The organism is Enterobacter sp. CP102, assembly GCF_025152625.1.
GTDB lineage: Bacteria > Pseudomonadota > Gammaproteobacteria > Enterobacterales > Enterobacteriaceae > Enterobacter > Enterobacter soli.
In genome coordinates this window covers 796722-815310 of record NZ_CP104014.1, presented here as the reverse complement: position 1 = coordinate 815310, position 18589 = coordinate 796722, and the positions used below count along the sequence as shown (strand labels likewise).

The following is an 18589-nucleotide window of genomic DNA, read 5'->3' as shown; positions in this document are numbered from 1 at the left end:
TTAACGTCCATGAATGACATAGATACACTCATCAGCAACAATGCACTATGGTCAAAGATGCTGGTTGAAGAAGACCCGGGATTTTTCGGCAAACTGGCACAAGCGCAGAACCCGCGCTTTCTATGGATTGGATGTTCCGATAGCCGCGTTCCGGCAGAGCGTCTGACCGGCCTCGAACCGGGCGAATTATTCGTTCACCGTAACGTGGCCAACCTGGTCATTCACACGGATCTTAACTGTCTCTCGGTTGTTCAGTATGCCGTTGATGTACTGGAAGTCGAGCACATCATCATTTGCGGCCACTACGGCTGCGGCGGCGTCCAGGCGGCGGTAGAAAACCCGGAGCTGGGCTTAATCGACAACTGGCTGCTGCACATCCGCGATATCTGGTTCAAACATAGCTCACTGCTCGGCGAAATGCCGCCAGAACGCCGTCTTGACACCCTGTGCGAGCTGAACGTGATGGAACAGGTCTATAACCTGGGCCACTCCACGATTATGCAATCTGCCTGGAAACGCGGGCAGAAGGTATCCATTCACGGCTGGGCGTACGGTATTCATGACGGGTTACTGCGTAACCTGGAAGTAACCGCCACCAACCGCGAAACGCTGGAACAGCGCTATCGGTCGGGCATTGCCAACCTCAAGCTTAAGCATGTGAACCATAAATAAACAAAGCCGGGTGGCGGCTGCGCCTTACCCGGCCTACAGGTGTGCAATGAGTAGGCCCGGATCGCTGCGCGCCACCGGGCAATAAACCGCACTTACTCGTCCAGCAGCACCACTTTACCGACATACGGCAGATGGCGATAACGCTGGGCGTAGTCGATGCCGTAACCCACCACGAATTCATCAGGGATCGAGAAACCTACAAACTCAACCGGCACCTGCACTTCACGACGAGTGGGTTTATCCAGCAGGGTACAGATAGCCAGGGATTTTGGTTCACGCAGGCTCAGGATCTCGCGCACTTTAGAGAGTGTGTTGCCGGAGTCGATGATGTCCTCAACGATCAACACATCTTTGCCACGAATATCTTCATCCAGGTCCTTAAGGATTTTCACATCACGGGTTGTGGACATGCCGCTGCCGTAGCTGGAGGCGGTCATAAAATCGACCTCATGTGACACCTGCACTTCACGGCACAGGTCTGCCATGAACATAAAAGAGCCACGCAACAAACCAACCAGCACCATTTCGCTGCCGCTGTCTTTGTAATGTTCGGTGATTTGACGACCCAATTCGGCGATACGCGCTTTGATCTCCGCTTCCGGGATCATCACTTCAACAGTATGTTTCATATTACTAACCATATGATTTTAATAAAAATCGCTCAATGCGGATGAATCTGCGTCCGGCATCGATTCACAAGCCACCCATTATAACAGCAAATGGATAGCCCTGGCGCATGAGTTATAAAAAGCAAATTTTGTGATTCCGATCACACTTGTTAATACCTATAATTAATTGCTAGCAAATAATTAACAAAACTGACGAGTACTTTTCTATGGCTGAAACAAAAACTCAACAGTCGCGTCTACTGGTGACCTTAACAGCGCTATTCGCCGCCTTTTGCGGCCTGTATCTGTTGATCGGTGGCGTCTGGCTGGTCGCAATTGGCGGCTCCTGGTACTACCCCGTTGCGGGTCTGGTTATGCTTGCTGTAACCGTCCTGCTCTGGCGTGGCAAACAATCAGCACTGTGGCTCTATGCCGCGTTACTTCTCGCAACCATGATCTGGGGCGTCTGGGAAGTCGGGTTCGACTTCTGGGCACTGACGCCACGCAGTGACATCCTCGTGTTCTTTGGTATCTGGCTGATCCTGCCGTTTGTCTGGCGTCGCCTGATTGTGCCTTCCAGTGGTGCCGTTGCCGCACTGGTGATTGCCCTGCTTATCAGCGGTGGCATCCTCACCTGGGCTGGCTTCAACGACCCGCAGGAGATCAAAGGCACGCTGAACACGGAATCCACGCCCGCCGCGGCTATCTCTCAGGTTGCCGATAGCGACTGGCCTGCCTATGGTCGTAACCAGGAAGGTCAGCGTTACTCTCCACTGAAGCAGATTAACGCCGACAACGTGAAGGATCTGAAAGAAGCCTGGGTCTTCCGTACCGGCGACGTGAAGATGCCTAACGATCCGGGTGAGCTGACCAACGAAGTGACGCCAATTAAAGTTGGCAACATGCTGTATCTGTGTACCGCGCACCAGCGTCTGTTCGCGCTCGACGCGGCTACCGGTAAAGAAAAATGGCACTTCGATCCACAGCTGAACTCCAACCCGTCGTTCCAGCACGTTACCTGCCGTGGTGTTTCTTACCACGAAGCGCGTGCCGATAATGCCAGCCCGGAAGTCATTGCCGACTGCCCACGCCGCATTATCCTGCCGGTGAACGACGGTCGACTGTTTGCGGTTAACGCCGAAACGGGCAAGCTGTGCGAAACCTTTGCCAACAAAGGTATCCTGAATCTGCAAACCAACATGCCGGATACCACGCCGGGTCTGTATGAACCGACCTCGCCGCCGATCATCACTGATAAAACTATCGTGATTGCCGGTTCGGTAACGGATAACTTCTCTACCCGCGAAACCTCTGGCGTTATCCGTGGTTTTGACGTGAACACCGGTAAACTGCTGTGGGCCTTCGATCCGGGCGCGAAAGATCCAAATGCGATCCCGTCGGACGAACACACCTTTACCTTTAACTCACCAAACTCCTGGGCGCCGGCTGCGTATGACGCGAAGCTGGATCTGGTCTACCTGCCGATGGGTGTGACCACGCCAGATATCTGGGGCGGTAACCGCACGCCGGAGCAGGAACGTTACGCGAGTGCTATCGTGGCGCTGAACGCGACCACCGGTAAACTGGCATGGAGCTACCAGACCGTTCACCACGATCTGTGGGATATGGACATGCCATCCCAGCCGACGCTTGCCGACATTACCGTTAACGGCAAAACCGTTCCGGTGATTTATGCACCAGCGAAAACCGGTAACATCTTCGTCCTGGATCGCAGCAACGGTAAGCTGGTTGTTCCTGCGCCGGAAAAACCTGTTCCGCAGGGGGCAGCAAAAGGCGATTACGTCAGCAAAACGCAGCCGTTCTCTGACCTGAGCTTCCGTCCGAAGAAAGACCTGAGCGGTGCAGACATGTGGGGTGCTACCATGTTTGACCAGCTGGTCTGCCGCGTGATGTTCCATCAGCTGCGCTACGAAGGTATCTTCACTCCGCCTTCTGAGCAGGGCACGCTGGTCTTCCCGGGTAACCTGGGGATGTTCGAATGGGGCGGGATCTCCGTTGACCCGAACCGCCAGGTGGCGATTGCCAACCCGATGGCGCTGCCGTTCGTCTCTAAACTGATCCCACGCGGCCCGGGTAACCCAATCGAACCGCCGAAAGACGCGAAAGGTACCGGGACCGAATCCGGTATTCAGCCGCAGTATGGCGTGCCGTTTGGCGTAACCCTGAACCCGTTCCTGTCACCGTTCGGCCTGCCGTGTAAACAGCCTGCATGGGGTTATATCTCCGCGCTGGATCTGAAAACTAACCAGGTTGTGTGGAAGAAACGTATTGGTACGCCTCAGGACAGTATGCCGTTCCCGATGCCGGTTCCTGTACCGTTCAATATGGGGATGCCAATGCTGGGTGGCCCAATCTCTACCGCCGGTAACGTGCTGTTCATCGCGGCAACCGCAGATAACTACCTGCGCGCGTACAACATGACCAACGGTGAGAAACTGTGGCAAGGCCGTCTGCCAGCAGGCGGACAGGCAACACCGATGACCTATGAAGTGAATGGCAAGCAGTACGTTGTCATCTCTGCGGGTGGTCACGGTTCGTTTGGCACGAAGATGGGCGACTATATCGTCGCGTATGCGTTGCCGGATGAAAGCAAGTAACTGAAATGCCCGGTGGCGCTATGCTTACCGGGCCTACGGGTGCCATATACAGGCCGGGTAAGGCGTAGCCGCCACCCGGCTTTTTTTATACGGTAAAACCGAGCATCATCCCCGTATCTTCATGCTCCAGCAGGTGACAGTGCGCCATATAGGCGAACTCCTTCGGCGCGTCGTGCGCGAACTTCACCAGCACCTCGCTTACACCACCTTCAACTCGTACCGTATCTTTCCAGCCGGAACGATGCGCCTCTGGTGCTTTACCGTTTTCTGAGAGGATGCGGAACTGCGTGCCGTGAATATGGAACGGATGCAACATCATGTCACCTTCCCCCGAAATCACCCAACGCTCAAACTGCCCTTTCGTGGCAGCAAACATCGGCGTATCCATATCGAACGCTTTGCCGTTGATCATGTTGGCATTATGGAAGTCAAAACCTTGCCCACCGTGGTTCATGTTCCCCATTCCGCCCATGCTGCCGTGATCCATATTCATATGGCCCATCATCTGCCCGTGATGCATCCCGGCCATCGCCTGATTGCCATATTTCGTCATCAGGGCCTGCATCCCCATCATATCGAGCATCGGATCCATCGAGAGCTGGAGTTTACGCTGAGTTAACCCGTCAAGCGCAGGCAAAGCAGGCATCTTCACCAGGGTATCCGGCAAGATGCCCGACGCCGTGACCTGAAGCGGCTGAATGCGCAGTACCGGATGCGGCTTATCAAATGGCGCAACGGCCATACCCATCTGGCTTACCGGCAGGGTCACCAGGTCAAACGCCTTGCCATCGCTGATATCCACCAGCACTTCAAAACGCTCGCCCATCAGCATCGGTAATTCATTAACCTTCACCGGCTCAGGCAACAGGCCGCCATCGCTCGCCACCACATACAGCGGGCGTTTATCGCTGGTCGCAAAATTCAGCGACCGCGCGTTACAGCCATTAAGCAGGCGTAAACGCAGCCAGCCCTTCGGCGCGGCGTGCTGCGGGTAAATCGCACCGTTGGTCAGCAGCGTATCGCCAAACCAGCCTACAGCAGCGCTCATCACGTCCAGCTGGTAATCAATCTGTCCGTCCGGGGTGAACTTTTTGTCCTGCACAATCACCGGCACATCGTCGATGCCCCACTGTTTTGGCAGACGCAGCAGGCGGCTTTCATCATCCTCAATGAGCACCAGCCCCGCCAGGCCCATCGCAACCTGCCGTCCGGTTTTGCCATGCTGATGCGGGTGGAACCAGCAGGTCGCCGCAGACTGGTCAGGGGTAAAGGTGACGCTGCGCTTGCCGCCCGCTTTAATTACGCCCTGAGGACCGCCGTCTACTTCACCCGGGACTTCGAGGCCATGCCAGTGCAGTGTTGTCTCTTCCGCCAGCGAATTGTGGATGTCTACAGTAACGGCTTTTCCTCTGCGTAACTGAATCGCAGGGCCGAGCAGATTGCTGTTATACCCCCAGGTTGTCGCCGTATGCTCACCAATGGTAGTTTTACCAGACTGAACGACCAGCTGAATGCGGCTGCGGGCATCCGCAGTGAGCAGGTCAGGGATGGGTAAGGCGGGCCTGTCGGCGGCGAAAACTGTGCGACTCCACAGCGGTAATGCGCTGGCGACTCCCAGCGCAACGGAATATTTTAAAAAATCACGACGTTGCATGTTCATTTCCTTATTTCCAGCAGGCGATATTTTGAGCATAAACCCTCCCCTTACCGGAAGGTCAAGCAAAGCGGCAATAATAAAGATCGTCGCCCTGGCATCAAGTATGCTAACGTTAATTTTCCGTGACGCAGTGGTAGAAGCAATGAAGACGTTTTTCAGGACAATTTTGTTCGGCAGCCTGATGGCTATGTGTGCGAACAGTTATGCGCTGAGTGAAAATGAAGCAGAAGATATGGCCGATTTAACGGCGGTTTTTGTATTCCTGAAAAATGATTGCGGTTACCAGAATTTACCCAACGGGCAGATTCGTCGCGCCCTGGTCTTTTTTGCCCAGCAGAACCAGTGGGATCTCAGCAACTACGACAGCTTTGACATGAAGGCGCTCGGTGAAGACAGCTACCGCGATTTAAGCGGCATTGGCATTCCCACGGCAAAGAAATGCAAAGCGCTGGCTCGCGACTCTCTTAGCCTGCTCGCCTACGTAAAATAACCCCCCCGACTCTCCTTGTTGACCCTATAGCCGTGCAAGCACGGTTATAGTTAGCTATCATGTTTTGCTCATTTTTCGTGGGAAAACGGATGTTAACAAAGGAGGCGTCAGCTTATGGCCGACAACGCGTTGTGGCATGAAACACTGCATGATCAGTTTGGTCAGTACTTTGCCGTTGATAACGTGCTTTATCATGAGAAAACCGATCATCAGGATCTGATCATTTTCGAAAACGCAGCTTTTGGGCGCGTGATGGCGCTGGACGGCGTGGTGCAAACCACCGAGCGTGACGAGTTTATCTATCACGAGATGATGACCCACGTACCGCTGCTGGCACACGGACAGGCAAGACACGTCCTGATTATCGGCGGAGGTGATGGCGCCATGCTGCGTGAAGTCTCCCGCCATAAATCTGTCGAATCCATCACCATGGTGGAAATCGACGCAGGCGTTGTCTCTTTCTGCCGCCAGTATCTGCCCAATCATAATGCCGGCAGCTATGACGATCCGCGCTTTAGTCTGGTGATTGACGATGGGGTCAACTTTGTTAATCAGACCACACAAACCTTTGATGTGATCATCTCTGACTGCACCGACCCAATCGGCCCGGGCGCATCGCTGTTTACCTCATCCTTTTACGAAGGCTGCAAACGTTGCCTTAAGCCCGGTGGGATCTTCGTGGCGCAGAACGGCGTTTGCTTCCTGCAACAGGATGAAGCCATCGACAGCCACCGCAAGTTAAGCACCTATTTTGGCGATGTCAGTTTCTATCAGGCCGCGATCCCGACTTACTACGGCGGGATCATGACCTTCGCCTGGGCAACGGATAACGAGGTGCTGCGCCATCTCTCCACCGAAATCATTCAGGCCCGTTTCCACCAGGCCGGCCTTCATTGCCGATACTACAATCCGGCTGTCCACACCGCCGCGTTTGCCTTGCCGCAATATCTGCAAGACGCGTTGTCCTCTCTGGGGGTGAACTAATTGAAAAAGCTTAAACTGCATGGCTTTAACAACCTGACAAAAAGCCTGAGTTTTTGTATTTACGATATCTGCTACGCCAAAACAGCAGAAGAGCGCGATGGGTATATCGCCTATATCGATGAACTCTACAACGCCAATCGTCTGACGGAGATCCTGTCAGAAACCTGCTCTATTATTGGCGCGAATATCCTGAATATTGCCCGCCAGGATTACGATCCTCAGGGTGCGAGCGTGACCATTCTGGTGAGCGAAGAACCGGTCGACCCGCAGCTTATCGACAAAACCGAACACCCTGGCCCGCTGCCAGAAGTGGTAGTGGCTCACCTCGATAAAAGCCACATCTGCGTACACACCTACCCGGAAAGCCATCCTGAAGGCGGGCTGTGTACCTTCCGCGCCGATATAGAAGTATCGACCTGCGGTGTGATTTCACCGCTGAATGCGCTGAACTACTTAATCCATCAGCTGGAATCCGATATCGTTACCATTGACTATCGTGTACGAGGTTTTACCCGTGATATCAATGGGATGAAGCACTTTATCGACCACGAAATCAATTCCATTCAGAACTTTATGTCCGAGGACATGAAAGCGCTGTATGACATGGTGGACGTGAATGTGTATCAGGAAAATATCTTCCATACCAAGATGTTACTTAAGGAGTTTGACCTTAAGCACTACATGTTCCACACCAAACCGGAAGACCTGAGCGACGAAGAGCGTAAGGCCATCACCGACCTTATCTGGAAAGAGATGCGCGAAATCTACTATGGCCGTAACATTCCGGCCATGTAAGAGACGCAAGGAGCAAGGACGCTCCGGTGTGCTATTTCTGTTTCATGAACTCGCGGTACGCCGCCACCACCTTCAGGAAGTCTTCAACGCCGCAAAGCGACAGACTCTCTTCATCGTAGTAGCTCATCCCTTCTTCCATCTCATCGCCCGAGAATTCAAGCTGGTTGGCACGGACCATAACCTCTTCACCGTCCATCCACAGCGTGTATTCATGCCCGGCGCGTTGCCAGGAGCGCTCACTGCCTTTCACCGTATTTGCCGCCTGTTCAACTTCATCAAGAAGCGCGAGATTCTCTTTCACCTCTTCGTTAAACCAGTGTCCTACGGCTTCGTGGCCCATCGACATACGCACTTTCACCACTCCGGTGATGTCGCGCAGAAATTCGTAATCCATAGTGTTTTCCTCTGCAAAGCCATTAAGGTAATTATCGCAGCAGCGAGGAAGAAAAAAAGCGTGAGAGGTGGGAGGAATGAAAATAAAAACCCACCGCAGTTGCGATGGGTTTTGTAGGCCCGGTAAGCGTAGCGCCACCGGGCAATGGGTCAGGTGCGGTCTGGTGCCCTCACCCCAGTCCCTCTCCCACGGGAGAGGGTAGCATTTATACTGCCGTCTGGAAGATAACGCCGTCAGCTTTCTCGGTATACTGAGACAGCTGGTCGAAGTTCAGATAGCGATAGGTATCCACCGCAGTCTTATCAACCTGAGCAATATAAGTCTGGTACTCTTCCGGGGTTGGCAGTTTGCCAATCAGCGCGGCAACCGCCGCCAGCTCCGCAGAGGCCAGATAAACGTTAGCGCCAGTGCCCAGACGGTTCGGGAAGTTACGGGTAGAGGTCGAGACTACCGTCGCACCGTCTGCTACGCGCGCCTGGTTACCCATACACAGGGAACAGCCAGGGATTTCGATACGCGCACCGCTCTTACCGAACACGCTGTAGTAACCTTCTTCAGTCAGCTGAGCGGCGTCCATACGGGTTGGCGGAGCCACCCACAGACGGGTTGGCAGCTGGCCTTTATGGGTATCCAGCAGCTTACCGGCAGCACGGAAGTGACCGATGTTGGTCATACAGGAACCGATGAACACTTCGTCGATCTTATCGCCCTGAACGTCAGAGAGCAGACGAGCATCGTCTGGATCGTTTGGTGCGCACAGGATTGGCTCTTTGATATCCGCCAGATCGATGTCGATCACTGCCGCATATTCAGCGTCAGCATCGGCTTCCAGCAGCTGCGGATCCGCCAGCCATTTTTCCATACCCTGAACACGACGTTCCAGCGTACGACGATCGCCGTAACCTTCTGCGATCATCCACTTCAGCAGTACGATGTTAGAGGTCAGATACTCTTCGATCGGCGCCTGGTTCAGCTTGATGGTACAGCCCGCAGCAGAACGCTCAGCAGAGGCATCGGTCAGTTCGAACGCCTGCTCTACTTTCAGATCCGGCAGACCTTCAATTTCCAGGATGCGGCCAGAGAAGATGTTTTTCTTACCTTTCTTCTCAACGGTCAGCAGACCCTGTTTGATGGCATACAGCGGGATCGCGTGAACCAGGTCGCGCAGGGTGATACCCGGCTGCATTTTGCCTTTGAAGCGCACCAGAACGGATTCCGGCATATCCAGCGGCATCACGCCGGTCGCAGCAGCAAACGCCACCAGACCAGAGCCCGCCGGGAAGGAGATACCAATCGGGAAACGGGTATGAGAGTCACCACCGGTACCCACGGTATCTGGCAGCAGCATACGGTTCAGCCAGGAGTGAATAACGCCATCACCCGGACGCAGAGATACACCGCCACGGTTCATGATGAAGTCTGGCAGCGTGTGGTGCGTAGTCACGTCAACCGGCTTCGGATAGGCCGCGGTGTGACAGAAGGACTGCATCACCAGGTCAGACGAGAAGCCCAGGCACGCCAGGTCTTTCAGTTCGTCACGGGTCATTGGGCCAGTGGTATCCTGAGAGCCCACGGACGTCATCTTCGGCTCGCAGTACGCACCAGGACGGATACCGGCAACGCCACAGGCGCGGCCAACCATCTTCTGCGCCAGAGAGAAGCCGCGGCTGCTTTCCGCCACGTCTTTCGCCTGACGGAATACGTCTGAGTGCGGCAGACCCAGCGCTTCACGCGCTTTGGTGGTCAGGCCACGGCCGATGATCAGTGGAATACGGCCACCGGCGCGGACTTCGTCGACCAGCACGTCGGTTTTCAGCTCAAAGCTTGCCAGCAGTTCGTTGGTTTCGTGGTTACGCACTTCACCTTTGAACGGGTAAACGTCAATCACGTCGCCCATGTTCAGGTTGTTAACGTCCACTTCAATTGGCAGTGCGCCAGCATCTTCCATGGTGTTGAAGAAGATAGGGGCAATTTTGCCGCCCAGACACAGGCCGCCGCCGCGTTTGTTCGGCACATGAGGGATATCATCGCCCATGAACCACAGCACGGAGTTGGTTGCAGATTTACGGGAAGAGCCGGTACCCACAACATCGCCCACATAGGCCAGCGGGAAACCTTTCTTCTGAAGGGCTTCGATCTGTTTGATTGGACCAACCACGCCAGGCTGATCCGGTTCGATACCTTCACGGGCGTTTTTCAGCATCGCCAGCGCGTGCAGAGGGATATCAGGACGGGACCACGCATCCGGAGCCGGAGAGAGGTCATCGGTGTTGGTTTCACCGGTTACTTTGAAAACGGTCACGGTGATTTTTTCAGCCAGCGCAGGACGGTTCAGGAACCATTCGGCATCAGCCCAGGACTGCATAACCTGCTTCGCGTATTTGTTGCCCGCTTTGGCTTTTTCTTCTACATCGTAGAAGTTATCGAACATCAGCAGCGTTGAAGAGAGCGCTTTGGCCGCAATTGGAGCCAGCTTTTCGTTATCCAGCGCGTCAATTAGCGGATGAATGTTGTAGCCACCCTGCATGGTGCCGAGCAGTTCAATCGCTTTTTCAGGAGTCACCAGTGGGGAGGTTGCTTCGCCTTTGGCAATGGCAGCAAGGAAACCGGCTTTTACGTAGGCAGCTTCATCTACGCCAGGCGGTACGCGGTTGATCAACAGATCTAACAGGAATTCTTCTTCGCCCTTAGGCGGATTCTTCAGCAGCTCGACGAGCGCGGCCATTTGGGTTGCATCTAAAGGTTTGGGTACAATTCCCTCGGCGGCACGTTCTGCTACGTGCTTACGGTATTCTTCTAGCACGACGGTTCTCCTCGCTCTCATTGTCATATTGCGGCATACACAGCGTGTATGTGGGCGAATCTCTTCACGCTCCTGTGAGACAGCAGTTTGTAGGGTAAATGCCCGATACCGCGTCGGGCAGCATAGCAGGATTTCTGCACAGTGTTAATCCGTTTACAAAAAAGCAACATTAAAAAATTTGCTGAATCGTTAAGGATGGTATAGCAGGGAGACGATTCGAATTTTGGACACAAAAAAACCGCCTTAAAGCGGTTAATTTGTTGCCTTGCGGTGGTAGCACACCGGGCTGGCAGATTTGCGGCAAAACCCCAACGGATAAAAATTTTGCCCCAGAGATCGTTTCCTTGCAATCCGAAGGTGAAATACTGCGTAGCGCTTTCCTGTTTCGTATGAAAATTAATGTAACTTCACTTCTCATCTTCTGCATCCCCTTTGAATCCACTATTCTTCTTCTCGGCCTGCTTCGCTGGTGTAGCAACCAGTCACCGGGCCCGGGAGCAGTTCTGTATATTCCAGCGGCTTTTCAACCTTCAGATATAATTGTGTAATAAATGCTCACACTCTTTATCCGGACACTCCGGGTGGTTTCCCAAGAAAAGTCAAAACTGTAAGACACGGGTGAATAATACTCGCGGCAACAGGAACGCCTCACGGCACAGCGCTTGTCTCGTTGGAGTCACTTTATGAAGTTGCCATTTAAGCCACATCTGCTTGTCCTTTTATGCAGTGCCGGGCTGTTTGCCGCGTCTGGCGTTATGTTTGTCAAAAGCCGCGCAACGGAAACGCCCGTCACTCCTGCTCCCGTTGCTCAACAACCTGTAACACCGGTTCCGGCTGCCACACCGGCCCCCGCAACGCAAACCGCGCCTGTCGCACCGCCAACCTACAGTGCCGCGCAAATCGATCAGTGGGTAGCGCCTATTGCGCTTTATCCTGATGCCCTGTTGTCGCAAATATTGATGGCATCAACCTACCCCGCGAACGTTATCCAGGCTGCGCAATGGTCAAAGGACAACCCTAAAATGCAGGGGGATGCCGCCATTCAGGCCGTTTCCGGGCAGCCGTGGGATCCGAGCGTGAAATCGCTGGTGGCGTTTCCTCAGCTCATGTCGCTGATGGGCGAAAACCCGCCGTGGGTACAAAGCCTGGGCGATGCCTTCCTCGCCCAACCGAAAGACGTGATGGACTCCGTACAACGTCTGCGTTTGCTGGCTCAGCAAACCGGTGCATTAAAATCGACACCACAGCAGACGGTTACCACCGAGACAAAACCTGCCCCGGCGAAAACCGTCACCAGCGAGTCGACAACCACGACCACTACCACCACAAGCCCAACGGTGATCAAGATTGAATCCGCCGATCCGCAGGTGGTTTATGTTCCTACCTATAACCCGAATACGGTTTACGGGACCTGGCCAAACACCGCCTATCCGCCGACCTATCTCCCGCCAACCACCGGTGAGCAGTTCGGCAACAGCTTCGTGAACGGCTTAGGTTTCAGCCTGGGCGTGGCAACCACCTATGCCATCTTCAGCAGCATCGACTGGGACGATGACGATTGGGATCATCATCATGATGATGACTGGGATCACCATGGCGGCTACAACCGTAATGGTGATAACAACATCAATATTAACGTTGATAACTTCAATAAAATCAGCGGCCAGCGTCTGACGGATGCTAACCGTACCTGGCAGCATAATCCGGCTTATCGTGAAGGGGTGCCGTACCCAAATAGTCAGCTGAATAACCGCTTCCACTCCACCAACACGGCAACAGGGCTGAGCGCAACTCAGCAAAAACCGGTTAATCGTGATAACCAGCGTCAGGCTGCAATGGCGCAGATGGAAAAATCGACCGGGAAAACCTTCCCGCAAACGGCACGCACCGGCACAAAAGATGCTCAGCGTCAGGCGTCGAATCAGCAGCTGAAGCAGATTTCTCAGCGTAATAACTATCGGGGCTACGACACCAACAAAACGCAAACCGCGAAAAAGGCCAACACTCAGCAGCGAGAAAATCGGAAAGCGACGACGCAAAGACAGGAGCAACGGGTTTCGCAAACGGCACAGCAGCGCAATGTGCAACAACGAAATACTCAGCAGCGCATAAGCCAGCCGCGCGCTAATGCCCTGAGCGGTAACGATAGCCGCTCCGGGAACTGGCAAGCTCAGCAGCAGCGTGGCGCACAGAGCCGTCAGGTTGCCTCGCGTAATCAGCCACAGCGACAAGCCTCTGGCGCACGGCCTGAACGCCGTGAAGTCCGTCATCGTTAAGGGAGCCGACATGAACATTAAATTACTCAGCGCAATGGTGTTGCTTATGGTTTCGTCTATCGCGCAAGCACAAGAACATTTCGACACTCCGGACAAGGCGACCGACGCGCTGGTAAACGCAATCAGCGAGCAAAATGAAGGTGCAATGGGCAAACTGCTGGGGGAAAACTGGCGTGATTTCCTGCCACCTGAAGGGGTCGATCCTGATGCCGTAGACCGCTTCCTGCGCGACTGGAAAGTCCGGCATAACACCGTGACTAACGGCGATGTCGCGCATCTGGTGGTGGGCGATAGCGACTGGCAGCTCCCGATACCGGTCATTAAGACCGCAAACGGCTGGCAATTTGATATCAAGGAAGCTTCCGAAGAGATCCTGACCCGTGAAATTGGCCGTAATGAGCTCGCCGCGATAGAAGCGCTCCACGCTTACGTTGACGCGCAGCAAAGTTATTACGAGATGAACCAGACGTACGCGCAGAAAATTGTCAGTTCAGAAGGGAAAAAAGATGGCCTCTACTGGCCCATTACGCCAGGGGAAGCACCCAGCCCGCTTGGCCCGGCATTCAGCCCGTCAGAGCCTGGAGCAGGCTATCACGGATATCGCTTTCGTATTTTGCCCGATAAAAACCATGGCTTTGCGATGGTTGCATGGCCTGTCAGCTACGGACAAACGGGTGTGATGAGCTTTGTGATCAATCAGGATGATACTGTTTACCAGAGCGATCTGGGTAAGGATTCAGAGCAAAAAGCCGCAGCCTTAACGGCGTACAGCCCGGATAAATCCTGGGAGGCCGTTGCCCCCTGACTGCTGGCGGCCAGGGGTTTTGTAGGCCGGGTAAGGCGAAGACGCCACCCGGCTTTTTAACTTACAGAATATTTGCGACTGATTTTGCCAGCTGGGCTTCCAGTACCGGCTTCGCTTCTTCGAACTTCAGGTTAACCTTGTTGGCGTTAGACACCACGCGGGTCTGATATTTCGCGCGATCGCCCTGCTCGGTGCTGGTCTGCACTTTCACGCCGGATGTTCCCTGACGCAGCGCCGCGATGTTATCAGTGGTGACTTTCGCTTTGCTACGCTCAGAGATCTGCAAGTCGGTTACCATGGTGTAGTTCACGTCTTCCACCATTGCATCCGCCGCCATACCAATCAGGCCAGCCGCCAGACCCACGCCCAGCGCGGCACCGGAAGAGTTGCTGTTATACGCGGTGATACCCGCGCCCAGTGCAGCACCTACAGCAGCACCTTCGTAGCCAGTTTTCAGGTAGCTCTGGGATTCACGCAGATCCATTTTGTCCGCTTTCAGAACGTTAGCCTGTACCCAGTAGTAGGCGCCGTCAGGAGAGCTGGTTACCTTATAGCCTTTGGCAACGAGATCGTTAGCCAGCAGGGTTTGCAGGTTGCTCATGTCTTTATCAGAGGTATTTTTAACCTGGATGTAGACCGTTTTTTCGTTTGATGGCTCCAGCCAGACGGTTTCACTCATCTGGGTTTTCACTTCCAGATTACGTTTTTTCACCGCGGTGGTCATCGCGCCACACCCGGTCAGCGTCATCGCTGCTGCCACTAAGCCAATCACCGCAACTTTCTTCAAAGACATGTGTTTTCCTTTTTTCGTGTAATAAAGAGTCCAGAACCCCTAAACAGCGCGGCCAGTAGCCACACAATGGTGAAAAAAGTATCGGCAGTCCGAAGAAAATTTTTAGCGCTAATATCAATAAGATGACTACCAGAACGGGTAGTTTTCAGACAAAAAAAAACGCCTCCGAAGAGGCGTTTAGCAATCGTGAAGAAACTTACTTCTTCTTCGCTTTCGCGTTTGGCAGGTCGGTGATGCTACCTTCGAACACTTCTGCCGCCAGGCCCACAGACTCATGCAGAGTTGGGTGAGCGTGGATGGTCAGCGCGATGTCTTCAGCGTCACAACCCATTTCGATAGCCAGACCGATTTCACCCAGCAGCTCGCCGCCGTTGGTGCCGACAATCGCACCACCGATCACACGGTGAGTCTCTTTGTCGAAGATCAGTTTGGTCATACCGTCTGCACAGTCGGAAGCGATAGCACGGCCAGAAGCAGCCCACGGGAAGGTGGCGGTTTCGTAGCTGATGCCTTTCTCTTTCGCTTCTTTCTCAGTCAGACCAACCCAGGCAACTTCTGGCTCGGTGTAAGCGATAGATGGGATCACTTTCGGATCGAAGTAGTGTTTCATGCCAGCGATAACTTCAGCGGCAACGTGACCTTCGTGAACACCTTTGTGTGCCAGCATTGGCTGACCGACGATATCGCCGATTGCAAAGATGTGCGGCACGTTGGTGCGCAGCTGTTTATCAACGCGGATGAAGCCACGGTCGTCCACTTCCACGCCAGCTTTGCCAGCGTCGAGGTTTTTACCGTTCGGCACACGGCCGATAGCGACCAGCACGGCGTCATAACGCTGTGGTTCCGCAGGGGCTTTTTTGCCTTCCATGGAAACGTAAATACCGTCTTCTTTCGCTTCAACGGCAGTCACTTTGGTTTCCAGCATCAGGTTGAATTTCTTGCTGATGCGTTTGGTGAAGACTTTAACGATGTCTTTGTCAGCAGCCGGGATAACCTGGTCGAACATTTCAACCACGTCAATATCTGAACCCAGCGCATGGTACACAGTACCCATTTCCAGACCGATGATACCGCCACCCATAACCAGCAGGCGTTTTGGAACGGTTTTCAGTTCCAGCGCATCGGTGGAGTCCCACACACGTGGATCTTCATGTGGAATGAATGGCAGTTCGATTGGACGAGAGCCCGCCGCGATGATCGCGTTGTCGAAGTTGATAACGGTTTTGCCGTTTTCGCCTTCCACTTCCAGGGTGTTCGCGCCGGTGAATTTACCCAGACCGTTTACCACTTTCACTTTACGGCCTTTGGCCATACCCGCCAGACCGCCGGTCAGCTGAGTGATAACTTTCTCTTTCCAGGTACGAATTTTGTCGATATCGGTTTTCGGCTCGCCGAAGACGATACCGTGTTCAGCCAGAGCTTTGGCTTCTTCGATAACTTTGGCTACGTGCAGCAGCGCTTTAGAAGGGATACAGCCGACGTTCAGACAAACACCGCCGAGGGTGCTGTAACGTTCTACGATGACGGTTTCCAGACCTAAATCCGCGGCGCGGAATGCTGCGGAGTAACCTGCCGGGCCTGCCCCAAGTACTACGACCTGAGTTTTGATTTCTGTGCTCATCATGACCTCTTAATTTATACCCGTCGTCCACCGGGTCGTTCTATCCGCCCGCAGTTTACAAAATTGTTAACAATTTTGAAACAACAAACGGCTCACGAATTGTCGCTTTCGCCAATAACCTCACAAACCCCATGAGATTATCAGAAAAAAGCCGGCCGATTGGCCGGCTTTTCGATTACATCACCAGGCGGCGAATGTCGCTCAGGGTGTTGTTGATGATGGTGATGAAACGCGCACCATCAGCACCGTCGATCACGCGGTGGTCGAAGGACAGAGAGATTGGCATCATCAGACGCGGCATGAACTCTTTGCCATTCCACACAGGCTCCATCGCGGACTTGGACACACCAAGGATTGCCACTTCCGGCGCGTTAACAATCGGCGCGAAGTGGGTAGTACCCAAGCCACCGATGCTGGAGATGGTGAAGCAACCGCCCTGCATTTCGCCAGCAGTCAGCTTGCCATCACGCGCTTTCTTGGAGATCACGGTCAGTTCACGGGACAGCTCAGTGATGCTCTTCTTGTTCACATCTTTGAAGACCGGAACAACCAGACCATTTGGCGTATCAACCGCAACACCGATGTTGATGTATTTCTTCAGCGTCAGCTTCTGGCCATCTTCGGACAGGGAACTGTTGAAGCGTGGCATCTGTTCCAGAGCCGCAGCAACCGCTTTCATGATGAAGACCACTGGGGTGAATTTCACGTCCAGTTTACGCTTCTCAGCTTCGGCGTTCTGCTGTTTACGGAACGCTTCCAGATCGGTGATATCGGTTTTGTCGAAGTGCGTAACGTGCGGGATCATGACCCAGTTACGGCTCAGGTTCGCGCCAGAGATTTTCTGGATACGGCCCAGTTCAACTTCTTCGATTTCGCCGAACTTGCTGAAGTCCACTTTCGGCCATGGCAGCATTCCAGGGATACCGCCACCGGTGGCAGCAGCTGGAGCCGCTTCAGCGCGTTTCACCGCGTCTTTCACGTAAGTCTGCACGTCTTCGCGCAGGATACGACCTTTACGGCCAGTACCTTTGACTTTCGCCAGGTTCACACCGAATTCGCGCGCCAGGCGACGAATCAGTGGAGTCGCGTGGACGTAAGCATCGTTTTCAGCGAACTCAGATTTGCCTTCTGCTTTTGCAGCTGGTGCCGCAGCAGGTTTAGCAGCCTGAGCCGGTGCAGCAGCAGGTGCTGGAGCAGCCGCTGCCGCTGGAGCAGCAGCAGGCGCAGCGCCTTCCACTTCGAAGACCATGATCAGAGAGCCGGTAGACACTTTGTCACCAGTGCTGATTTTGATCTCTTTAACGGTACCCGCGAATGGCGCAGGAACTTCCATGGAAGCCTTGTCGCCTTCTACGGTGATCAGTGACTGTTCAGCGGCAACTTTATCGCCCACTTTCACCATCACTTCGGTCACTTCAACTTCGTCACCGCCGATGTCTGGTACGTTAACGTCTTTCGCGCCGCCAGCAACAGCTGGAGCCGCGGCTGCCGGAGCCGCTGCCTGTGCAGGCGCAGCAGCAGGTGCAGCACCCGCCACTTCGAAGACCATGATCAGGGAACCTGTAGACACTTTGTCACCGGTGTTGATCTTGATCTCTTTAACGGTACCCGCGAACGGAGCCGGAACTTCCATAGAGGCTTTGTCGCCTTCTACGGTGATCAGAGACTGCTCAGCCGCAACGGTATCGCCCACTTTCACCAGGATTTCAGTGACTTCAACTTCGTCACCGCCGATGTCAGGCACGTTAACTTCTTTCGCTGCCGCGGCAGCTGCTGGTGCAGCGGCGGCCGGAGCGGCTTTCTTCTCTTCCTGCGCAGGTGCAGCTGCTGCTGCACCGTCGGCGGAATCGAAAATCATGATCAGTTTACCAGTCTCGGTTTTATCGCCAACAGAGACTTTGATCTCTTTAACGATGCCAGCCTGAGGAGACGGGACTTCCATAGAGGCTTTGTCGCCTTCTACGGTGATCAGCGACTGTTCAGCTTCAACTTTGTCGCCAACTTTGACCAGGATCTCGGTGATTTCAACTTCATCAGCCCCGATGTCCGGTACATTGATTTCGATAGCCATTA

General features: G+C 54.0%; 14 protein-coding genes. 7 read left to right on the top strand and 7 right to left on the bottom strand.

The window, feature by feature from the left end:
- Positions 1-9: 9 nt before the first annotated feature.
- Positions 10-672 (top strand): carbonate dehydratase, encoded by a 663-nt coding sequence (can, locus tag N1249_RS03825; RefSeq protein WP_014068936.1) that lies wholly within the window; start codon positions 10-12, stop codon positions 670-672.
- 92 nt (positions 673-764) lie between these two features.
- Here the strand turns inward: can and hpt are convergent, their stop codons facing one another.
- The gene (gene hpt, locus N1249_RS03820) at positions 765-1301 is read right to left on the bottom strand and encodes a hypoxanthine phosphoribosyltransferase (RefSeq protein WP_014068935.1); all 537 of its coding nucleotides are present in this window, start codon (positions 1299-1301) and stop codon (positions 765-767) included.
- A gap of 206 nt (positions 1302-1507) precedes the next feature.
- Between hpt and N1249_RS03815 the strand changes: the two genes are divergently transcribed.
- Positions 1508-3898 carry a glucose/quinate/shikimate family membrane-bound PQQ-dependent dehydrogenase gene (locus N1249_RS03815; RefSeq protein WP_259834725.1) on the top strand — a complete coding sequence of 797 codons (2391 nt, stop codon included), beginning with the start codon at positions 1508-1510 and terminating at the stop codon, positions 3896-3898.
- A gap of 85 nt (positions 3899-3983) precedes the next feature.
- Here N1249_RS03815 and cueO read toward each other — a convergent pair whose 3' ends face one another.
- Positions 3984-5552 carry a multicopper oxidase CueO gene (cueO, locus tag N1249_RS03810; RefSeq protein WP_259834723.1) on the bottom strand — a complete coding sequence of 523 codons (1569 nt, stop codon included), beginning with the start codon at positions 5550-5552 and terminating at the stop codon, positions 3984-3986.
- A 145-nt stretch (positions 5553-5697) separates the two neighbouring features.
- Here cueO and N1249_RS03805 point away from each other — a divergent pair, with 145 nt between their 5' ends.
- From N1249_RS03805 to speD, 3 genes are all read left to right on the top strand, one after another.
- Positions 5698-6045 carry a YacC family pilotin-like protein gene (locus tag N1249_RS03805; RefSeq protein WP_014882582.1) on the top strand — a complete coding sequence of 116 codons (348 nt, stop codon included), beginning with the start codon at positions 5698-5700 and terminating at the stop codon, positions 6043-6045.
- Positions 6046-6159: 114 nt separating this feature from the next.
- Positions 6160-7029, top strand: a complete 870-nt coding sequence (gene speE / locus N1249_RS03800; protein ID WP_259834721.1) for a polyamine aminopropyltransferase — start codon at positions 6160-6162, stop codon at positions 7027-7029.
- On the top strand, positions 7030-7824 hold the full coding sequence (gene speD, locus N1249_RS03795) for an adenosylmethionine decarboxylase (protein WP_014068930.1): 795 nt from the start codon (positions 7030-7032) through the stop codon (positions 7822-7824). It abuts the gene before it with no gap.
- A 31-nt stretch (positions 7825-7855) separates the two neighbouring features.
- Here speD and yacL read toward each other — a convergent pair whose 3' ends face one another.
- Positions 7856-8218, bottom strand: coding sequence for a protein YacL (gene yacL / locus N1249_RS03790; RefSeq protein ID WP_014068929.1), 363 nt, complete (start codon positions 8216-8218; stop codon positions 7856-7858).
- 205 nt (positions 8219-8423) lie between these two features.
- Entirely contained in the window at positions 8424-11021 is a 2598-nt protein-coding gene (gene acnB, locus N1249_RS03785; RefSeq protein ID WP_259834717.1) for a bifunctional aconitate hydratase 2/2-methylisocitrate dehydratase, read from the bottom strand.
- A 683-nt stretch (positions 11022-11704) separates the two neighbouring features.
- Here acnB and N1249_RS03780 point away from each other — a divergent pair.
- Positions 11705-13297 (top strand): DUF3300 domain-containing protein, encoded by a 1593-nt coding sequence (locus tag N1249_RS03780; protein ID WP_259834714.1) that lies wholly within the window; start codon positions 11705-11707, stop codon positions 13295-13297.
- A gap of 10 nt (positions 13298-13307) precedes the next feature.
- Positions 13308-14102: a DUF2950 domain-containing protein gene (locus tag N1249_RS03775; RefSeq protein ID WP_259834711.1), complete on the top strand. Its 795-nt coding sequence runs from the start codon at positions 13308-13310 to the stop codon at positions 14100-14102.
- A 61-nt stretch (positions 14103-14163) separates the two neighbouring features.
- Here the strand turns inward: N1249_RS03775 and traT are convergent, their stop codons facing one another.
- The 3 genes from traT to aceF all read right to left on the bottom strand — a co-directional run bounded on the left by traT (position 14164) and on the right by aceF (position 18587).
- On the bottom strand, positions 14164-14895 hold the full coding sequence (gene traT / locus N1249_RS03770; protein WP_259834707.1) for a conjugal transfer complement resistance protein TraT: 732 nt from the start codon (positions 14893-14895) through the stop codon (positions 14164-14166).
- A gap of 196 nt (positions 14896-15091) precedes the next feature.
- Entirely contained in the window at positions 15092-16516 is a 1425-nt protein-coding gene (lpdA, locus tag N1249_RS03765; RefSeq protein WP_014068924.1) for a dihydrolipoyl dehydrogenase, read from the bottom strand.
- A gap of 175 nt (positions 16517-16691) precedes the next feature.
- Positions 16692-18587, bottom strand: coding sequence for a pyruvate dehydrogenase complex dihydrolipoyllysine-residue acetyltransferase (aceF, locus tag N1249_RS03760; RefSeq protein ID WP_014068923.1), 1896 nt, complete (start codon positions 18585-18587; stop codon positions 16692-16694).
- Between the last annotated feature and the right edge of the window lie 2 nt (positions 18588-18589).

Coding starts and splice junctions, on each gene's coding strand:
- traT (WP_259834707.1), bottom strand. CDS start 14,895: ATGTCTTTGAAGAAAGTTGCGGTGATTGGCTTAGTGGCAGCAGCGATG.
- hpt (WP_014068935.1), bottom strand. CDS start 1,301: ATGAAACATACTGTTGAAGTGATGATCCCGGAAGCGGAGATCAAAGCG.
- N1249_RS03805 (WP_014882582.1), top strand. CDS start 5,698: ATGAAGACGTTTTTCAGGACAATTTTGTTCGGCAGCCTGATGGCTATG.
- yacL (WP_014068929.1), bottom strand. CDS start 8,218: ATGGATTACGAATTTCTGCGCGACATCACCGGAGTGGTGAAAGTGCGT.
- speE (WP_259834721.1), top strand. CDS start 6,160: ATGGCCGACAACGCGTTGTGGCATGAAACACTGCATGATCAGTTTGGT.
- N1249_RS03775 (WP_259834711.1), top strand. CDS start 13,308: ATGAACATTAAATTACTCAGCGCAATGGTGTTGCTTATGGTTTCGTCT.
- N1249_RS03780 (WP_259834714.1), top strand. CDS start 11,705: ATGAAGTTGCCATTTAAGCCACATCTGCTTGTCCTTTTATGCAGTGCC.
- aceF (WP_014068923.1), bottom strand. CDS start 18,587: ATGGCTATCGAAATCAATGTACCGGACATCGGGGCTGATGAAGTTGAA.
- lpdA (WP_014068924.1), bottom strand. CDS start 16,516: ATGAGCACAGAAATCAAAACTCAGGTCGTAGTACTTGGGGCAGGCCCG.
- cueO (WP_259834723.1), bottom strand. CDS start 5,552: ATGCAACGTCGTGATTTTTTAAAATATTCCGTTGCGCTGGGAGTCGCC.
- N1249_RS03815 (WP_259834725.1), top strand. CDS start 1,508: ATGGCTGAAACAAAAACTCAACAGTCGCGTCTACTGGTGACCTTAACA.
- can (WP_014068936.1), top strand. CDS start 10: ATGAATGACATAGATACACTCATCAGCAACAATGCACTATGGTCAAAG.